18 protein-coding genes are annotated in these 17,662 nt (G+C 73.1%); 6 read left to right on the forward strand and 12 right to left on the reverse strand.

Translation table 11 applies throughout. From position 1 onward, the window contains the following. Positions 1-8: 8 nt before the first annotated feature. The 7 genes from ACFFR3_RS38595 to ACFFR3_RS38625 form a co-directional block, all read right to left on the reverse strand. Positions 9-476 (reverse strand): hypothetical protein, encoded by a 468-nt coding sequence (locus ACFFR3_RS38595; RefSeq protein ID WP_345399136.1) that lies wholly within the window; start codon positions 474-476, stop codon positions 9-11. 152 nt (positions 477-628) lie between these two features. After that, positions 629-1,411, reverse strand: coding sequence for an urease accessory protein UreD (locus tag ACFFR3_RS38600; RefSeq protein ID WP_345399139.1), 783 nt, complete (start codon positions 1,409-1,411; stop codon positions 629-631). Between the two features lie 245 nt (positions 1,412-1,656). Beyond that, positions 1,657-2,331: an urease accessory protein UreG gene (gene ureG, locus ACFFR3_RS38605; RefSeq protein ID WP_345399142.1), complete on the reverse strand. Its 675-nt coding sequence runs from the start codon at positions 2,329-2,331 to the stop codon at positions 1,657-1,659. Positions 2,332-2,345: 14 nt separating this feature from the next. Next, a complete protein-coding gene (locus ACFFR3_RS38610; RefSeq protein ID WP_379484744.1) occupies positions 2,346-3,014 on the reverse strand; it encodes an urease accessory protein UreF in 669 nt (222 codons plus the stop codon). Then, complete coding sequence (locus ACFFR3_RS38615) at positions 3,014-4,723, reverse strand: urease subunit alpha (protein ID WP_364377700.1); 1,710 nt, start codon at positions 4,721-4,723, stop codon at positions 3,014-3,016. The genes ACFFR3_RS38610 and ACFFR3_RS38615 overlap by 1 nt, the downstream gene beginning before the upstream one ends. After that, the gene (locus tag ACFFR3_RS38620; RefSeq protein ID WP_345399151.1) at positions 4,716-5,027 is read right to left on the reverse strand and encodes an urease subunit beta; all 312 of its coding nucleotides are present in this window, start codon (positions 5,025-5,027) and stop codon (positions 4,716-4,718) included. The genes ACFFR3_RS38615 and ACFFR3_RS38620 overlap by 8 nt, the downstream gene beginning before the upstream one ends. Beyond that, positions 5,024-5,326, reverse strand: coding sequence for an urease subunit gamma (locus ACFFR3_RS38625; RefSeq protein ID WP_345399154.1), 303 nt, complete (start codon positions 5,324-5,326; stop codon positions 5,024-5,026). Before ACFFR3_RS38625 ends, ACFFR3_RS38620 begins: the two co-directional genes overlap by 4 nt. A 198-nt stretch (positions 5,327-5,524) precedes the next feature. Between ACFFR3_RS38625 and urtA the strand changes: the two genes are divergently transcribed. From urtA to urtE, 5 genes are read left to right on the forward strand one after another with little or no spacing between them, the layout of a single operon-like run. Then, positions 5,525-6,745 carry an urea ABC transporter substrate-binding protein gene (gene urtA / locus ACFFR3_RS38630; protein WP_345399157.1) on the forward strand — a complete coding sequence of 407 codons (1,221 nt, stop codon included), beginning with the start codon at positions 5,525-5,527 and terminating at the stop codon, positions 6,743-6,745. Continuing rightward, positions 6,745-7,593, forward strand: coding sequence for an urea ABC transporter permease subunit UrtB (gene urtB / locus ACFFR3_RS38635; RefSeq protein WP_364377695.1), 849 nt, complete (start codon positions 6,745-6,747; stop codon positions 7,591-7,593). Before urtA ends, urtB begins: the two co-directional genes overlap by 1 nt. Beyond that, positions 7,590-8,612 carry an urea ABC transporter permease subunit UrtC gene (urtC, locus tag ACFFR3_RS38640; RefSeq protein ID WP_345399160.1) on the forward strand — a complete coding sequence of 341 codons (1,023 nt, stop codon included), beginning with the start codon at positions 7,590-7,592 and terminating at the stop codon, positions 8,610-8,612. Before urtB ends, urtC begins: the two co-directional genes overlap by 4 nt. Further along, the gene (gene urtD / locus ACFFR3_RS38645; RefSeq protein WP_379484745.1) at positions 8,596-9,345 is read left to right on the forward strand and encodes an urea ABC transporter ATP-binding protein UrtD; all 750 of its coding nucleotides are present in this window, start codon (positions 8,596-8,598) and stop codon (positions 9,343-9,345) included. Before urtC ends, urtD begins: the two co-directional genes overlap by 17 nt. Further along, a complete protein-coding gene (gene urtE, locus ACFFR3_RS38650; RefSeq protein ID WP_355419204.1) occupies positions 9,323-10,012 on the forward strand; it encodes an urea ABC transporter ATP-binding subunit UrtE in 690 nt (229 codons plus the stop codon). The genes urtD and urtE overlap by 23 nt, the downstream gene beginning before the upstream one ends. A gap of 31 nt (positions 10,013-10,043) precedes the next feature. On the opposite strand, the gene ACFFR3_RS38655 is transcribed toward urtE, so the two are convergent. Further along, positions 10,044-12,626: an AfsR/SARP family transcriptional regulator gene (locus tag ACFFR3_RS38655; protein WP_364377687.1), complete on the reverse strand. Its 2,583-nt coding sequence runs from the start codon at positions 12,624-12,626 to the stop codon at positions 10,044-10,046. 23 nt (positions 12,627-12,649) lie between these two features. After that, positions 12,650-13,354, reverse strand: coding sequence for a Mut7-C RNAse domain-containing protein (locus ACFFR3_RS38660; RefSeq protein WP_379484817.1), 705 nt, complete (start codon positions 13,352-13,354; stop codon positions 12,650-12,652). Positions 13,355-13,393: 39 nt separating this feature from the next. Between ACFFR3_RS38660 and ACFFR3_RS38665 the strand changes: the two genes are divergently transcribed. Further along, positions 13,394-14,299 (forward strand): TAXI family TRAP transporter solute-binding subunit, encoded by a 906-nt coding sequence (locus ACFFR3_RS38665; protein WP_345399175.1) that lies wholly within the window; start codon positions 13,394-13,396, stop codon positions 14,297-14,299. Positions 14,300-14,347: 48 nt separating this feature from the next. Here the strand turns inward: ACFFR3_RS38665 and ACFFR3_RS38670 are convergent, their stop codons facing one another. Genes ACFFR3_RS38670 through ACFFR3_RS38680 form a run of 3 tightly spaced genes read right to left on the reverse strand, consistent with a single transcriptional unit; the run spans position 14,348 to position 17,652 of the window. Continuing rightward, a complete protein-coding gene (locus ACFFR3_RS38670) occupies positions 14,348-15,670 on the reverse strand; it encodes a sensor histidine kinase (protein ID WP_364377683.1) in 1,323 nt (440 codons plus the stop codon). After that, on the reverse strand, positions 15,667-16,332 hold the full coding sequence (locus tag ACFFR3_RS38675; protein WP_364377682.1) for a response regulator transcription factor: 666 nt from the start codon (positions 16,330-16,332) through the stop codon (positions 15,667-15,669). The genes ACFFR3_RS38670 and ACFFR3_RS38675 overlap by 4 nt, the downstream gene beginning before the upstream one ends. Positions 16,333-16,341: 9 nt before the next feature. Next, a complete protein-coding gene (locus tag ACFFR3_RS38680; protein ID WP_364377680.1) occupies positions 16,342-17,652 on the reverse strand; it encodes an MFS transporter in 1,311 nt (436 codons plus the stop codon). Between the last annotated feature and the right edge of the window lie 10 nt (positions 17,653-17,662).

Below are 17,662 nucleotides of genomic sequence, written 5' to 3' on the forward strand. Positions count from 1 at the left end.
CGGGGCGGTCAGCGGCGCACCAGCGCGAGCACCGACAGCAGCACCACCGCGACCGCGCAGGCCAGCGCGGCGAACCAGCCCGACCTGATCACCGGCTCGATCGACAGCAGGTCGCCGAGGTGGATGGAGACGCGGTCGCGCAGGCCGCCGTCGCCCATCACGAACGTCACCAGCACGAACACCGCCACGCTCCCCGGCACGATCGCCACCGCGGCCAGGCGGGGGCGGGCGAGCAGGCCCGCCACGCCGCAGCCCACCGCGGTCAGGCCGGCCAGCAGGGTGTAGACGCCGAGCGGGTCGTCGATGCCGCGCACGTCGCTGGCCACACCGGCGCCGAACAGGCTGCTGGTCGCCTGAAGGCCGGCCCACGGCAGGACCGCGCAGCACGCCAGCAGGGCTCCGGCCGCCAGCACCGCGAACGCGGGGCCGCGACCGAGGCGGGAACGGGTGGGCGCGGGCTTGAGGTCTTCGGCCACACGATCAGCGTAAGCCGGGGAAGGCCGCCTCACCACCGTACGCAACGGAGTCGTCACCGTGGCGCGGCAGGAGTGCGAGCCGATCACCTGGCAGCGGTCCGGTCACCTGGCAGCGGGCCGGTCATCCGGCGTCCGTCCGGGGGTGGGTGCGGTCACGGGGTGGCGGGTGGGAGGGCTTGGCGTTCGCCCCACTCCAGGCGGGTGCGGAGCTGGACGGCGTCGTCGGCCAATGCCGACACCAGGGTGCCGGGGGCGGCCAGGGGGAGGACGGCGATGCCCTCGGCCACCGCCGCCGCCGGGGCCTGGGCGGTCATGAACGTCGTACCGACGCAGCGGGCGTTGCCGTACACGGCGGGGGAGCCGTCGACGGTCGGGTCGCCGACCGTGAACTCCTGCCTGAGCAGCGGCACGCCGTCGCGGGTGGCGTCGAAGCGGGCATGGCAGCGGCCGGACGGCTCTCCGTGACGGCCGAAGACGATCTCCTCCCGCCACAGGACCGTCGCGTCCTCCTCCAGGGTGAGGCGTACGTGGAGGCGGTGATCGCTGCGTGCGGCCAGGACGGTCGGCTCGGGGACGAACCTGAGCGTCGCTCCCGCACCGACGTGCCCGGTGACCACCATCGTGGACGGCCCATCACCGGGCAGCACGAGAGTGGCGGCCACCGACCCCAACTCCAGCGTCGTGCCGGGCGCGACCCGCAGGTCCAATCGCAGGCGATCACCGCCGAGCGGCCCGGCCGCGGTGGACACCAGATGCACGGTGTGCGGCCCCGTCTGCCGCAACGTGAGCGGCGGCGCGGAAGCCAACCGCCGCATCACCGTACGCCCCCCACCCCCGGCGGCGGTCTCCACCACCGCCACCGCCCGCATCCCCCGCGCCCCGGTGGCGGCCACCGTCCGCGTGTCCCGCGCGCCGCTCTCCACCCCGGTCCCCACCTGCTCCTCCCTCGCCCCCGCCCCATGCGTGGGCAGGCGCTCAGCGGCCGTCTGCGCGGAGCGCGTGGTCTCGGTGGAGGCGGGTGATGTGGCGGTGGGGCCGGTGGTGCGGGGAGCCTCAGGGACGGGTTCGGCCGGCGGGGCGGGGCGCGAGGGGGCTTCGGGTCCGGCCGATGGGGGTGACGATGAGGTGGCCGGCCGGGTGGCCGGCCGGGTGGGGGGCAAGGTGGGGGCGGGGAGGGGGTTCATGAGACGGGGGTGGCGTGGGAGTGGGACCAGGCGCGGACCTCGTCCCTGACCCAGTCGGCGACCGTGTCGGCCGTCGGGTCCTGGCGGATCGAGGTGAACAGCACCGGCCGCTCCCCGCGTACGGCCGCCGCGTCCCGGGCCATGACGCCGAGGTCGGCGCCCACCATCGGCGCGAGGTCCGTCTTGTTGACGACCAGGAGGTCGGCCGTCGTGACGCCGGGACCGCCCTTGCGCGGGACCTTGTCACCGCCCGACACGTCGAGGACGAAGATCTGCCGATCGGCCAGCCCGCGGCTGAAGGTGGCGGTGAGGTTGTCGCCGCCGCTCTCCACGATCACCAGGTCGAGCGGCCCGAAGCGGTATTCGAGGGTCTCGACGGCGTCGAGGTTGGCGGCGATGTCGTCGCGGATCGCGGTGTGCGGGCAGCAGCCGGTCTCGACGGCCAGGATGCGCTCGTCGTCGAGGACGCCGGCGCGGCGCAGGAAGTCGGCGTCCTCGGTGGTGTAGATGTCGTTGGTCACCACGCCCAGCGACAGGGACGGGCCGAGCGTCCGGCACAGGGCCGCGACCAGGGCCGTCTTGCCGCTGCCCACCGGCCCGCCCACGCCGAGGCGCAGCGCGCGGCCGCGGCCGTCGGGCGTGTGGTGGTGGTCGTCGTGGTTGGCTCCCATGGTGGGGTCCTTTCCTAGGAGACGAAGAGCCTGACCTCGGCCTGAGCGTGCTGCTCGGCGAGGAGGTCGAGGGCGGGTGCGGAGTGCGCGGGCAACGAGTCCCACCCGGCGGTGGAGCCGGCGCGGGCGGCGATCGCGGACAGGTCGGGGGTGAGGCCGGCGAGCAGGGCGTGCACGGCGACGGGGTCGAGGCCGAGCAGGCGTACGGCGGCGGTGGCGGGCCCGGTGATCGCGTGGTAGGCGGCCGCCAGCGCGGCCTCCTCGGAGGTGGCGCCGGCGACGTGGGCCGCCGCGCCGAGGGCGATGGGGTGGTGCGGATCGCGTACGGCCCGTCCCAGCTCCTCCAGCACGGACGACGGCCACACCCGGCGGGCGACCCGCAGCAGCAGCCTGCCCTGGGTGCGGGAGGCGTCGCGCTGGGCGGGGGACGAGGTCCTGGCGTCCACCTCGGCGTCCAGCTCCGCCCATCGCCGCGCGCCAGGGGCGGCGGCGTGGGTGCGGGCGGCGGCCGTCAGCCCGGCGGCGACCGCGCCTGCGGTGTGCAGGCGCCCGCGCAGGAACGCGGCCAGCGACGGCGCGTCGTGCACCGAGCCCGCCGCGACGGCGCGCTCGGCGCCGCCCGAGTGGGCGTGGCCGCCCGCGGGGAGCCTGGAGTCGGTGAGGAGCAGCAGGGACGGGTTCATCAGAAGAGGAAGTAGCGCTGGGCCATGGGCAGGGACGTGGCGGGGGCGGGCTCGATCAGCTCTCCGTCGATGCGGACCTCGAAGGTGTCGGGGGCGACGTCGATCCGGGGGAGCGCGTCGTTGAGCGGCATGGCGGCCTTGCCACGCCGGCGTACGTCGGCCGTGGGCGCGAGCCTGCGGCGGACGTCGAGCCGGTCGGCGAGGCCGGACTCCAGGGCGAGCGGGGCGACGAAGTGCAGGGAGGTCGCGGCGGCGGTGACAGGGGAGGCGCCGAACATGGGGCGCGGCAGCACCGGCTGGGGCGTGGGGATGGAGGCGTTGGCGTCGCCCATCTGCGCCCAGGCGACGACGCCGCCCTTGAGCACGAGGTCGGGCTTGACCCCGAAGAAGGCCGGGTCCCACAGGACGAGGTCGGCGAGCTTGCCGCGCTCGACGGAGCCCAGCTCGCCGTCGAGGCCGTGGGCGACGGCGGGGCAGATGGTGTATTTGGCGATGTAGCGGCGGGCCCGCAGGTTGTCGGCCGGGCCGTCGCCGAGCTGCCCCCGGCGGGCCTTCATGACGTGGGCGGTCTGCCAGGTACGGATGATCGTCTCGCCGATGCGTCCCATGGCCTGGGAGTCGGAGCCGATCATGGAGATGGCCCCGAGGTCGTGCAGCACGTCCTCGGCCGCCATCGTGCCGGGCCTGATGCGGGACTCGGCGAAGGCGAGGTCCTCGGGGATGGCCGGGTTGAGATGGTGGCAGACCATCAGCATGTCGAGGTGCTCGTCGAGGGTGTTGACGGTGTGGGGCCTCGTGGGGTTGGTGGAGGAGGGCAGCACGTTGGCGTAGGAGGCGGCGCGGATGATGTCGGGCGCGTGCCCGCCGCCGGCCCCTTCGGTGTGGTACGCGTGAATCGTCCGGTCACCGATGGCCTTGAGCGTCGATTCGAGGAAGCCGGCCTCGTTCAGCGTGTCGGTGTGGATCGTGACCTGCACGCCGGAGGCGTCGGCCACGCTCAGGCAGGCGTCGATGGCGGCCGGGGTGGTGCCCCAGTCCTCGTGCAGCTTGAAGCCGGAGGCGCCGGCCCTGAGCTGCTCGACCAGCCCCTCGGTGCTGACCGTGTTGCCCTTGCCGAGGAGGGCGAAGTTGAGCGGGTAGGCGTCGAGGGACTCGAGCATGCGGCCGAGGTACCAGGTGCCGGTGACGGTGGTGGCCTTGGTGCCCTCGACGGGTCCGGTGCCGCCCCCGACGATCGTCGTGACACCGGACCCGATGGCCTCGTCGAGGAGTTGCGGGCAGATGAGGTGGACGTGGGAGTCGACGGCCCCGGCGGTGAGGATCTTGCCGTTGCCGGCCAGCACTTCGGTGGACGGGCCGATGACGATGTCGACGCCGTCCATCGTGTCGGGGTTGCCGGCCTTGCCGACGGCGGCGATGCGGCCGTCGCGGACGCCGACGTCGGCCTTGATCACGCCCCAGTGGTCGAGGATGACCGCGCCGGTGATGACGAGGTCGGCGGCGCCGTCGGCGCGGGTGGTCCTGGCCTGGCCCATGGACTCGCGGATGACCTTGCCGCCGCCGAAGACGGCTTCGTCGCCGGCGCCGGCCGCGCCCATGGACAGGTCGTCGGTGACCTCGATGAACAGGTCGGTGTCGGCCAGCCGGACGCGGTCGCCGGTGGTGGGGCCGTAGAGGGCGGCGTACCGCTCGCGGGACAGCTCAGTCATCGAGCGGCCCCGCCCACTCGGGCCGCAGCCCGGGGACGACCCGGTGCCCGGCCAGCGGCACGAGCGTCACGTCGCGCTCGACGCCGGGCTCGAACCTGACGGCGGTGCCGGCGGGCACGTCGAGCCGCATGCCCCTGGCCGCGGCCCGGTCGAAGTCGAGGCCGGGGTTGGCGGCGGCGAAGTGGTAGTGGGAGCCCACCTGGACGGGCCGGTCGGCGGTGTTGACCACGCGGATCGTCACCCGCTCGCGCCCAGGGTTGAGCGGGATCGCGCCTTCGGGGTGGACGTACTCGCCGGGGATCACGGGATCGGCCTGTGGACGGTGACGAGCTTCGTGCCGTCGGGGAACGTGGCCTCGATCTGCACGCTCTCCAGCATCTCCGGCACGCCCTCCATGACGTCGGCGCGGCCGAGCACCGACCGGCCCGCCTCCATCAGGTCGGCCACGCTGCGCCCGTCTCTGGCGCCTTCCATGAGGAACGAGGCGATGACGGCGGTAGCCTCGGGATGGTTGAGCCGCAGGCCTCTGGCCCGCCGCTCACGCGCCACCCCGGCGGCGACATGGATGAGCAGCCGCTCCTGCTCGTGTGAGGTAAGCCGCATGGCCGGACCATAGGAACCGGCCGTTTCCGGCCTGTTGCCGGTCGATGTCGTGTTGGTTTCGTGCCCTGGCGAGCACCGACATGACGCGCTATGTGCGCTTGTGAAGACTCGGCAATCGCCAATTAACCTTCGAGATCTAAAGGCGAAATGTCGCGGAGTCACCTTTCTCGCAGTACCGGTCGGCAGGAAGGAACGGCTGTGCGCATCTCCCGCCCGATTGCCCGCGCGCTCGTCTCCGCGCTCCTCGTCACAACCTTAGCGGCGTGCGGATCGGACGCCGGACCCGCCGCCTCGTCCAACGAGATCAAGGTCGGTCTCCTGCACTCGCTGAGCGGCACGATGGCGATCAGCGAGGTCACCGTCCGCGACGCCGAACTGCTCGCCATCGACGAGATCAACAAGGCCGGCGGCGTGCTCGGCAAGAAACTCGTCCCCGTCGTCGAGGACGGCGCCTCCGACTGGCCGACCTTCGCCGAGAAGGCGACGAAACTGGTCAGGCAGGACAAGGTGGCCACCGTGTTCGGCGGCTGGACGTCGGCGAGCAGGAAGGCGATGCTGCCGGTCTTCGAGCGGTACAAGGCGCTGCTGTGGTATCCGGTGCAGTACGAAGGGCTGGAGAGCTCGCCGTACATCTTCTACACCGGCGCCACCACCAACCAGCAGATCATCCCCGGCCTCGACTACCTGAAGGAGCAGGGCAAGAAGAAGCTGTTCCTGGTGGGCAGCGACTACGTCTTCCCGCGTACGGCCAACAAGATCATCAAGGCGTACGCCGCCGCGAACGGCATGGAGATCCTCGGCGAGGAGTACACCCCGCTCGGCCACACCGAATACTCCACACTGACCAACAAGGTCGTCCAGGCCAAGCCCGACGCCGTGTTCAACACGCTCAACGGCGACAGCAACGTGGCCTTCTTCAAGCAGCTCAAGAGCGCGGGAGTCAGCGCGGAGACCATGCCGGTGCTGTCGGTGAGCGTCGCCGAGGAGGAGGTCACCGGCATCGGCGTGGACAACATCGCCGGCCACCCCGTCGCCTGGAACTACTACCAGACCACCGACACCGCGGCCAACGAGGCGTTCGTCAAGGCGTACAAGGCGAAGTACGGCCAGAACAAGGTCACCTCCGACCCGATGGAGGCCGGCTACAACGCCGTCTACCTGTGGGCCGAGGCCGTCAAGAAGGCCGGCACGACCGAGGTGGAGGCGGTCAAGAAGGCCGCGCCCGGCATCGCGCTCGAACGCCCCGAGGGCCTGGTCACCATCGACGGCGAGAACCAGCACATGTACAAGACCGCCCGCATCGGCATCATCCAGCCCGACGGCCTGATCAAGCAGGTGTGGGACTCGGGCGAGCCGATCAAGCCCGACCCGTACCTCAAGGGCTACCCGTGGGCGGGCGGCCTGGCGGCGGGTCAGTGATGTCGGCCTTCGTCAACCAGCTTCCCATCGGGCTGTCCATCGGGGCGGTGCTGCTGCTGATCGCGCTCGGCCTGACGTTCACGTTCGGGCAGATGGGCGTGATCAACATGGCGCACGGCGAGTTCATCATGGCCGGGGCCTACACCGCGTTCCTGCTGCAGGACCTCGTGCTCGCGCTGCCGGTCGCGTTCCTGGTGGCCGGGGTGATGGGGCTGATCCTGGAGCGGGCCGCGATCCGCCACTTCTACGGCAGGCCGCTGGACACGCTGCTGCTCACCTGGGGCGTCAGCCTGGTGCTGCAGCAGCTCGCCCGCGACCTGTTCGGCGCGCCCAACGTGCAGGTGCCCGCCCCCTCGTGGCTGGCGGGCGGGGTCGGCATCCTGCCCTACAACCGGCTGTTCATCATGGCGCTGGCGGTGGCCGGCGTGGTGGGGGTCTGGGCGTACCTCACGCGCACCGGCCTGGGCCGCAGGACCCAGGCCGTGGTGCAGAACCGGCAGCTCGCCGCCACCAGCGGCATCGACACCGGCCGGGTGGACATGCTGACGTTCTTCGTCGGCTCCGGCCTGGCCGGGGTGGCCGGGGTGGCGCTGACGCTCATCGGGCCGGTCGGGCCGGCGCTCGGCACGTACTACATCGTCGACGCCTTCCTCGTCGTCGTGGCCGGCGGGCTCGGGCAGCTGCGCGGCGCGGTGCTGGCCGCCGCCGGCCTGGGGCTGCTGAACTCCTACGCCGAGTTCTGGTCGGACGCCTCGCTGGCCAAGGTCATCGTGTTCGCCGTCATCATCGCCTTCCTGCAGATCAGGCCGCAGGGGATGTTCGTGCTCAGGTCGAGGGTGCTGACGTGATCAAGCGCAACCTTCCTTTCGCGACCATCGCGGTGATCGCGCTGATCGTCGCGCCGCTGCTGCTTGAGCCGTTCCGGCTCGGGCTGCTCGCCAAATACCTGTGCTACGCGATCGTCGCGCTCGGCATCGGGCTGGCCTGGGGGCGGGGCGGCATGCTCACCCTCGGGCAGGGCGTCTTCTTCGGGCTCGGCGGCTACTCCATGGCGATGTACCTCAAGCTCCACGAGGCCGGGCCGGGCGGGCTGCCCGACTTCATGGTGTGGAGCGGGGTGGAGGAGCTGCCCGCGCTGTGGGCGCCGTTCGCCAACCCGGTCTTCGCGGTGGCGATGGCGGTCCTGGGGCCCGCGGCGCTCGCGGTGCTGCTCGGCACGCTGGTCTTCCGCCAGCGCGTACGCGGTGCGTACTTCGCGATCCTCACCCAGGCGCTGGCGGCCGCCATGGTCATCCTGCTGGTCGGGCAGCAGGGCCTGACCGGCGGCACCAACGGCTTGACGAACTTCTTCGAGCTGTTCGGCCAGGACCTCGCCGACGACTCCACCCAGCGCGGCCTCTACCTGGTCGTCGCGGGCGTGCTCGGCGTGCTCTACCTGGCCACCAGGCAACTGGTGAACAGCCGGTACGGCCGGCTGCTCGTCGCCGTGCGCGACGGCGAGGACAGGGTGCGCTTCCTCGGCTACGACCCGGCCCTGGTCAAGACCGTCACCTTCGCTCTCTCAGCGGGCATGGCGGGGCTCGCGGGCGCCCTTTTCGTCCCCGTCGTCGGCATCATCTCGCCGGCCCTGCTCGGCGTCGTGCCGTCACTGGAGCTGGTCGTCGCGGTGGCCGTGGGCGGACGGCACGCGCTGGCCGGAGCCGTGCTCGGCGCGGTCGTCATGGGTTATGCCAAGACCGCCTTCAGCGAGCAGTTCGCCGACGGCTGGCTCTACCTGCAGGGAGCGCTCTTCATCCTGGTCATGACGCTGGCCCCGAGAGGGATCGTGGGCCTGGCAGGGAGGCTGCGACGTGCTCGAACTACGTGACGTCCAGGTCGTGTTCGACGGGTTCCGCGCACTCGACGGCGTGGACCTGACCGTGCCCGAGGGCGAGCTGCGCTTCCTCATCGGGCCCAACGGGGCGGGCAAGACCACGCTCATCGACGTGATCACGGGGCTGACCAGGCCGGCGGCCGGCACCGTACGCTTCGGCGGCCAGGACCTCGTCGGCAGGAAGGAGCACCAGATCGTCCGGATGGGCGTCGGCCGCACGTTCCAGACCTCGGTGGTGTTCGAGGCGCTCACCGTGCTGGAGAACCTCGACCTCGCCGCCACCTTCCGCAAGCCGCTGTGGACGCTCGCGCGCAGGCGCGACGGCGTGTCGGAGGCCGTGCAGGAGGCGCTGGCCAGGACGGGTCTCGAAGAGCTCGCCGGACGTTCAGCCGGCGTTCTCTCGCACGGCCAGCGCCAGTGGCTCGAGATCGGCATGCTGCTGGCGCAGCGGCCCCGGCTGCTGCTCCTGGACGAGCCGGTCGCCGGCATGTCCAAGGACGAACGCGAACGCACCGGCGAGCTGCTCACCCAGATCGCCGATGACCACACGGTGATCGTGGTCGAGCACGACATGGAGTTCCTGCGGCGGCACGCCTCGACGGTGACCGTGCTGCACGAGGGCAAGGTGCTCGTGGAGGGATCGGTCGAGCAGGTCAGCGCCGACCCCCGCGTGCAGGAGGTCTACCTGGGGAGGAGGACAGGGGATGCTGTCGGTAACCGGCCTTGAGTCCGGCTACGGGCGGGCCCGCGTGCTGTTCGGGGTCTCGGTGGAGGTCGGGCCGGGGCAGCTCGTGTGCGTCATGGGACGTAACGGCGTGGGCAAGACCACGCTGCTCAACACCGTCATGGGGGTGCTGCCCGCGACGGCGGGCACGGTGACGTTCGACGGCCGCGACGTCACGAGGCTCAAGCCCCACGAGCGGGTGCGCCTCGGCATGGGGTACGTCCCCCAGGGCCACCAGTGCTTCCCGCAGCTGTCGGTGCTGGGCAACCTGCTGGTCACCGTCGAGGCCGCCAAGCAGCCCAGGTCGGCCGTGGACGAGGCGCTCGATCTCTTCCCCGCGCTGCGCCCGCTGCTCAAGCGCAGCGCCGGGCACCTGTCGGGCGGTCAGCAGCAGCAGCTCGCGATGGCCCGCGCGCTGGTGACCAGGCCACGCATGCTCATCCTGGACGAGCCGACCGAGGGCATCCAGCCGTCGATCATCCTGGAGATCGAGGCGGCCATCGAGCGGCTGCACGCGTCGGGGCTGGCGGTGCTGCTGGTCGAGCAGTATCTGGACATCGCGCTGCGGCTGGCCGACACGTTCGTGATCCTCGACGCGGGACACGTCGTGCGCACCGGAACGGCCGAGGAGCTGCACAGGGAGGACGTCCAGCGCCTCCTGGCCGTCTGACCTCGCCGCCCACGGCGGCGAGGCGCGGCGATCAGCGGGGCGAGGCGCGGGCCAGGAACGCGCGGGCGTTGGCGGCGCCGCGCTGGTCGCCGGTCTCGTCGAACACCTCCAGCGCCGCGCCCGCCAGTTCGGCGGCCCGCCCCGCCGCGCCCTCCGCCCGGTTCACCCCGGCCAGGGCCAGCAGGGCGTAGGCGTCGAGCAGCCGGTCGCCGAGGCGTACGGCGATGCCCCTGGCCTGCTCGGCGGCGGCCCTGGCGGCCGGCTTGGCGGCCTGCGCCAGGCGCACGGCGGACAGGTCGAGCAGCGCGTCGGCCTGCCGGTGCCGGTCGCCCAGCTTGGCCAGCCCCTCGACGGCGGCGAGCAGGCGGCCGGCGGCCTCGTCGAGGCGGCCCGCGCGGCGCAGCACCTCGCCGAGCACCCGGTCGGCGTCGGCCTCGTCGCGCACGTTGCCGGCGGCCTCGCGGCACTGCCGCAGCGTCTCCTCGGCGGCGTCGAGCCGGCCCAGCTCCAGATGGACGCGGCCGAGCCGGAGCCGCACCCGGTTCGCGTGGCGGGCCCCGCCGTGGCGCAGGCACGTCTCCAGCGCCGGCCGCAGCACCTCCTCGGCCTGGTCCCACCGCCGCTCCGCCAGATGCAGGTCGCCCAGGTCGAGCAGGACGAGCCCGGCGCCCTGGTCGTCGCCCGCCCGGCGCGCCGACGCGAGGCCGAGCCCGGCCACCGTCCGCCAGTCGTCGAGGAACCTGTGCCGCTCCAGGAACGGCGCCAGCAGGTGGCCGAGCCGCCAGCACTCCTCGTCGAGCCCCGCCGCGTGCAGGTCGCCGACCAGGCTGACCAGGAACGCCCGCTCGGCGGCCAGCCACTCCACCGACTCCCTGATGTCCCGCGTGGCGACCGCCGTCTCGGGATCGCCCGACACCAGCGAGAACCGCGAGGCCCGCACCCGCGTCAGCGCCGCCGCCGCCACCTTCGCCGGCACGCCGGGCACCGGCTGCTCGCGGGCGAACAGCCGGGTCAGGTCGTGCATCCGGTAGCGGACCTGGCCCGCGACGTCGACCCCGTACGTCTCCAGCAGCCCCGCGTCCACCAGCGCCTCCGCCTGCCCGCCGAGCAGCTCGGTCACCCAGTCGGCGACGTCGGGCGCGGACAGGGCGCCGAGCCCGCGCAGCGTCAGCCTGGCGGCCTCGGGCAGGCCGTCGAAGCCGATCGCGAGCACGCTGCGCACGGTCTGGTCGCCCGCGTGCAGCCGGTCGAGCCGACCCTGCTCGTCCTCCAGCAGCCGCACGAGGTAGCCGACCGTCCACTCGGGGCGGGCCGCCAGCCGGGAGGCCGCGATGCGCAGCGCGAGCGGCAGCCCGCCGCACAGCCGCGCCAGCCGCGGCCAGGACTCGTCGCCCGCGTCCCGGCCGGAGCCCGCGATCAGCAGCTCCAGCGCCTCCTTCTCGTCGAGCACCCCCACCGACAGCCGCCGCGCCCCGGTCAGGCCGCCGAGCGGGGACCGGCTGGTCACGACCGTCGGGCAGGCCGACAGCAGCGGGCGCACCTGGGCCTCGTCCGCCGCGTTGTCGAGCAGCACCAGCATCGACCGGTTGGCGGCGTACGCGCGGAACAGCCGGGCCCGCTGCTCCAGCGAGGCCGGGATGGCCTGGGCCGGGCAGCCCAGCCAGCGCAGGAAGTCCTCGAGGACGGCGGCCGGTGCCGTGGTCTCGCGCAGGTCGGCGTACAGGATGCCGTCGGAGAAGTCGGCACGGCGCAGCCAGGCCGCGTGCACGGCCAGCGCCGACTTGCCCGCGCCCGCCTGCCCGTGCACCACCACCTGCTCGCCGATCACCCGCTCCAGCAGTCCTGCGCGGCCGGTGAAGCCGCTGACGTCGGGCGGCAGCAGCACCGGCGGGCCCGCCGACACGTGCAGGGAGACGTCGTCGTGCAGCATGCGGTGGTAGAGCAGCTGCAGCTCGGGGTCGGGCTCGATGGCGTGGCCGCCGTCGAGCTTGTCACGCAGCACCGCGTACGCCGCCAGCGCCTCGACCCGCCGCCCGCTGCGGTAGAGGGCCAGCATGTACTGGCCGCGGAAGCGCTGCCACGTCGGGTGGAGCCGGGTCAGCTGCTTCAGCTCGGCCAGCAGCTCGCGGTGCCGCCCGGCCTCGAGGTCGGCCTGCACCCGGCGCTCCAGGGCGAGCAGCCGCAGCTCCTCCAGCTCATCGCGCAGCCGGCGCGTCCCGGCCCACCGCGCGCCCTCGGGGTCGACGTCCTCCAGCGCCTCGCCGCGCCACAGCGCCAGCGCCTCCTCGTTCGCGCCCCTGTCGACCAGCAGCCGGAACCTGTCGACGTCGAGCAGGCCGTCGCCCAGCGCCAGCACGTACGAGCCGGACACGGTCGTGATCACGTCTTTGCCGATCAGCCGCCGCAGCTCGCCCACATAACCGCGGACCAGGGAGTCGGACCTGTCGCCGCCCTCGCTCGCCCATAACAGCCCGCGCAGCCGCTCGACCGTCAGCGGACGGCCCGCGTGCAGCAGGAACAGGGCGAGCAGGTCGCGGTGCTTGCGCACGGTCGGGGTGCGGTCGCGGCCCTCGGCGTCGAGCACCGCGAGCGGCCCCATGATGCGGAACTCCATGCGACCCTCCATCGTCGCCCGGCTCACGCGGACCAGGCGGTGGCCATGCGGACGATCTCCTCCAGGTGGCCGCTGTGCGCGCCGTGCCAGTAGACCTGGCCGCACGAGCCACAGCGGCCGTAGGCGTCGTAGGAGCGCCGGGTGCCCGCCTCCAGCAGCGGCTCCACCTCGTCCTTGGTCACCGGCCGCAGCACGCCGTTGCAGGCGGTGCAGCGCGTCCACGGGCGCAGCGGCGGCGCGAACCGCTCCAGCAGGTCGCGCAGCTGGTCGGACGGGGCCGAGCCGCGGATGTACGCGCCCAGCCAGAGAGCGCGGCGGCGCAGCAGGCCACGGTCCTGGGTGAGCAGCACCCGCCGCTCCTCGTTGGCCTGGACCACGAGCGCCGGGTCGTCCATGTCGTTGTGGTAGGCGGTGTCGACGCCGAGCAGCCGCAGCCGCCGCGCCAGCGTGCCGAGATGCACGTCGAGCAGGAACCTCGGCTCGCCTGGCAGCGGCTGCGGGCGCGGCACCGGGTGCACCTCCACCTCGTCGCCCGGCGCGAGCAGGTGGGACGGCGGGACGCCCCGGCCGCCCGCCAGCATCGGCCCCACCTCCGTCAGCGGCACGCCCAGCGACTCGACGTGGTGGCCGAGCGTGGCGGTGCCGTCGGGGGTGACCTCCTGCCACTCCTGGCGGCGGCTCGCGGGCAGGAACATCGTCAGATCTGGGGAGATGCGCAGGCGTGCGATCGTCACACGTCCATTCTCCGCCACCGGATAGCGTGAATCATGCCCGTTTCCCGACGCTCCTTCCTCGGCCTGGCGCTGCTCGCCGCCGGCTGCTCGGGCGGCGGCGTGGACCTGCCGGAGTTGCGGCTGGCCACGGGCCTGGCGGGCGGTCCCTACGGCGCGCTCGGCGACCGGCTCGCCGAGGAGCTGCGGCGTGACGGGCGGCGGGTTCGGGTGCTGCGCACCGCCGCCAGTGTGGAGAACCTCACGATGATGACCGACGGGCGGGCCGACGTGGGGTTCGCGCTGGCCGACAGCGCCGACGACGCCGTCCGCGTACGCCGGCAGCCCGTCTCCGCCCTGGCCCGCATGTACATGAACTACGTGCACCTGGTCGTCGCCAAGGACTCCGCGATCACCGGGCCGGGGCAGCTCGCCGGGCGGGCCGTGTCCATCGGGCTCGACGGCTCCGGCACCGCCGTCACCGCCGCCCGCGTGCTGGCCGTCGCCGGGCTGGAGACCCCGCCCCGCGTCTCCAGGCTCGGGCTCGACCCGTCGATCAAGGCGCTGCGTGACGGGCGGGTCGAGGCGTTCTTCTGGTCGGGCGGGGTGCCCACGCCCGCCCTTGAGGCGCTGCCCGACATCCGCCTGGTGCCGCTCGAGTCGCTGGTGCCGGAGCTGCGGCGCCGCTACGGGTCCGTCTACGAGCACGCGTCCGTGCCCGCCGGCGCGTACGGGGCCGTCAGGGCGGTGCCGACCGTGGGCACGCCCAGCTACCTGATGTGCCGCACCTCGCTGCCCGAGGACACCGCGTACACGATCACCGAGACGCTCTTCCTGGCCCGCGACCGGCTCCAGGCGCCGTCGGCACCCGGCGGGCGGCTGGACAGGCGCTACGCCATCGGCACCGGCGTCGTGAGCCTCCACCCGGGCGCCGCGCGCTACTACCGCTCGGTCTACGGCTGAGCAAGGTGCGGCGCTTGCGCTACGGCTGAGCAAGGTGCGGCGCTTGCGCTACGGCTGAGCAAGGCGGAGCTCCACGACCAGGCCGTGGGGGTCGGCGGGCAGCAGGTGCAGGGTGGCGCCGCAGGCCCTGGCCAGCTCGGCCGCGATGGCCAGCCCGAGCCCGCTGCCCGGCACGTTCGCGTGGGAGCCCGAGCGCCAGAAGCGGCCGAGCGCCTCCGCGCGCTCCCCCTCCCCGAGCCCTGGGCCGTCGTCGGCGACCCGCAGCACCCCGCCGTCGAGGGCGACGGTGACCGTGCCACCCGCGGGCACGAACTTCTGGGCGTTGTCGAGCGCGATGTCCGCGATCCTGGCCGCCGCCTCGGGAACGACCTTGCCGGAGACCTCGGTCACCAGCCGCACGCCCTTGGCCGCGTACACCTCGCGCCACGTCGCCAGGCGCGGCCCCAGCTCGATGTCCTTGCCGCCCACCCCCGCGCCCGCCTCCACCTTGGCCAGCGCCAGCAGGTCCGCCACCAGCAGCGACAGCCGGTCCAGCTCCGCCATCGCCTCGGCGTACTCGGCGGTGCCCTCGCGGCGCAGGTGCGGCTCCAGGTTCTCCAGCCGCAGCCCGAGCACCGTCAGCGGGGTGCGCAGCTCGTGCGAGGCGTCGGCCACGAACGCCCGCTGCCGCTCCATCGCGCCCGCCACCGCGTCGGCCATCGCGTTGAACCGCTCCTCCAGCCGCCGCAGCTCGGACGGGCCGATGCCGGGATGCGCCCGCGCGTCCAGCCGCCCCTGGGCGATCGCCTGCGTGGTGCGGTCGAGCTCGGTGACCGGGCGCAGGATCCAGCGGGCCAGCCGCCTGGCCGCAAGCACCGCGTACGAGACCGACGCCAGCGTGCCCAGCGCCAGCGCGCCCCACACCAGCGTCACGTCGCCGCGCGCCTGATCCGTGGGCGTCTGGAGCAGCACCACGCCCGACAGCTGCGCGTCGCGGCCGGCCGGCTCGGCCAGCAGCACCGTACCCGGGCCGAACGGGCTGATCGTCGGCAGGTCCTCCGTCGTACGGCCGGACAGCGCGAGCCGCAGCGCCTCGCCGTCGTCCACGGTGAAGTCGCCCGCCGTGAGCAGGGCCGTGCCGTCCCTGTCGCGGACGCGGACGGCGGCGCCATAGAGGGCGGCGTAGCGGTCGACCTCGGCGATCAGAGCCGTGTAGTCGTCCTCGCGAGCCGCCTGGTCGGCCAGCTCGGCGAAGCGGGTGGCGTCGGCGCGGCGGTCGAGCAGCAGCCGGTTGGTCCGGTGGGAGGCGTACGCCAGGCCCAGCGGCACCGCCAGCGCCGCCACCAGGAACACGATCAGCGTCGTGAACGTGCCGACCAGCCGGGCGTTCACGCCGTCGAGCCCAGCCGGTAACCCGTGCCGCGCAACGTCTCCACCAGGCCGGGCCGGCCCGTCTTCGCGCGCAGGTTGGCCACGTGCACGTCCAGCGAGCGGGACGCCGACAGCAGCGGATCGCCCCAGATCTCGTCCAGGATCTCCTCGCGGCCCCGCACCACGCCCGGCTCACGGGCCAGCATCGCCAGCAGGTCGAACTCGCGCCGCGTCAGCGTCACCGGCGCACCGGCCACCGTGACCTGGCGGCCCTCCAGATCGATGCGGACGTCGCCGACCCGCACCACCTCGTCGCGCGGCGGGCGCGGGCGGGTGCCCCGCCGCATCACCGCCTCCATGCGGGCCATCAGCTCCACCGTACGGAACGGCTTGACCAGGAAGTCGTCGGCCCCCGACCGCAGGCCGCGCAGCACCTCCCGCTCCTCCGTACGGGCCGTCACCACGATCAGCGGCACCGCCGAGACCCGCCGCAGCCTGCGCAGCACGTCGAGCCCGTCCATGTCGGGCAGGCCCAGGTCGAGCAGCACGAAGTCGACGCCCCCCGCCAGGCGGAGGGCGTCGACGGCCAGCCCCGCCCTGGTGACCTGATGGCCGTGCCGGGCGAGCGCCGTGGTCAGCGCGGAGGCGAGCCGATCGTCGTCCTCCACCAGGAGAACCCGCATGTGGCCAGGTTAGACGCGGGCGGGCACCGACTCGGCCGCCGCCTCGCTGCGGGACAGCGCGGCGTCCCTGGTCTCGCGCATGAACAGGTAGACGACGAGGGACACGGCGGCGCAGCCGGAGACGTACCAGTAGAAGCCCGACTCGATGCCGGCGTCCTTGAACCACAGCGCGACGTACTCGGCGGTGCCGCCGAACAGGGCGTTCGCGATCGCGTACGGGAGCGCGACGCCCAGGGCGCGCACGTGCGTCGGGAACAGCTCGGCCTTCACCACCGCGTTGATCGAGGTGTAGCCCGTGATGATGATCAGGCCGATCAGCGACAGCGCCAGCCCGCCGCCGAACCCGCTCACCTGGCCCAGCGCCGTCATCAGCGGCACCGTCCCGACCATCGACCCGATCCCGAACGTGATCAGCAGTGGCCTGCGCCCGATCCGGTCCGACAGTGACCCCGCGAGCGGCTGCAGGCACATGAACACGAACAGCGCGCAGAAGCTCACCAGCGTCGCCGTCTCCTTCGGCAGGCCCGCCGTGTTCGACAGGTACTTCGTGAGGTACGTCGTGTACGTGTAGTACGCCACCGTGCCGCCCATCGTCAGCGCGATGACCAGCAGCGCCTCCTTCTTGTGGGCCAGCAGCTGCGCGATCGTGCCCCGCCGGGCGGGTGCCGCCTCGCGCTCCTCCTCGTCGTACGCCTCCGTCTCCAGCAGGTTGCGCCGCAGCCAGAACACCACCGCCGCGGCCACCGCGCCCACCAGGAACGGGATCCGCCAGCCGTAGGAGTCGAGCGCCTCCTTGGACATCGTGTTCTGCAGGACGATCTGCAGGCCGAGGCCGACGAGCTGGCCCGCGGTCATCGAGACGTACTGGAAGCTCGACGCCATGCCGCGCCGGCCCTTCGGGGTCGCCTCGGTCAGGTACGTGGCGCTGGCCGCGTACTCGCCGCCCACCGACAGGCCCTGCAGCAGGCGGGCCACCACCAGCACCAGCGCACCGACGTAACCGACCGAGTCGTACGTGGGGGCGACCGCGATCAGCAGGGCGCTGGCCGACATCAGCGTGACGGTGAGCGTGAGCGCCGCCTTACGGCCCTTCCTGTCGGCGTAGCGGCCGAGCAGCCAGCCGCCCAGCGGGCGCATGAAGAAGCCGACGGCGAAGATGGCGGCCGTGTTGAGCAGCTTGGCCGTGGTGTCGCCCTCGGGGAAGAAGGACGCCGCGAAGTAGACGGCGAAGCTGCTGTAGACGAACCAGTCGTACCACTCGACGAGATTGCCGACAGATCCGCCGAGCACGGCCTTCCACGGCACGCGTGCCTTGCTCACGAAGAACCTC

Source organism: Nonomuraea salmonea (genome assembly GCF_042428605.1).
GTDB classification, from domain to species: domain Bacteria; phylum Actinomycetota; class Actinomycetes; order Streptosporangiales; family Streptosporangiaceae; genus Nonomuraea; species Nonomuraea salmonea.

What these genes read in the sequence shown, in the direction of transcription:
- ureG (WP_345399142.1), bottom strand. Translation starts at nt 2,331, where the DNA reads ATGGGAGCCAACCACGACGACCACCACCACACGCCCGACGGCCGCGGC.
- ACFFR3_RS38610 (WP_379484744.1), bottom strand. Translation starts at nt 3,014, where the DNA reads ATGAACCCGTCCCTGCTGCTCCTCACCGACTCCAGGCTCCCCGCGGGC.
- ACFFR3_RS38615 (WP_364377700.1), bottom strand. Translation starts at nt 4,723, where the DNA reads ATGACTGAGCTGTCCCGCGAGCGGTACGCCGCCCTCTACGGCCCCACC.
- ACFFR3_RS38625 (WP_345399154.1), bottom strand. Translation starts at nt 5,326, where the DNA reads ATGCGGCTTACCTCACACGAGCAGGAGCGGCTGCTCATCCATGTCGCC.
- urtB (WP_364377695.1), top strand. Translation starts at nt 6,745, where the DNA reads ATGTCGGCCTTCGTCAACCAGCTTCCCATCGGGCTGTCCATCGGGGCG.
- urtE (WP_355419204.1), top strand. Translation starts at nt 9,323, where the DNA reads ATGCTGTCGGTAACCGGCCTTGAGTCCGGCTACGGGCGGGCCCGCGTG.
- ACFFR3_RS38655 (WP_364377687.1), bottom strand. Translation starts at nt 12,626, where the DNA reads ATGGAGTTCCGCATCATGGGGCCGCTCGCGGTGCTCGACGCCGAGGGC.
- ACFFR3_RS38665 (WP_345399175.1), top strand. Translation starts at nt 13,394, where the DNA reads ATGCCCGTTTCCCGACGCTCCTTCCTCGGCCTGGCGCTGCTCGCCGCC.
- ACFFR3_RS38675 (WP_364377682.1), bottom strand. Translation starts at nt 16,332, where the DNA reads ATGCGGGTTCTCCTGGTGGAGGACGACGATCGGCTCGCCTCCGCGCTG.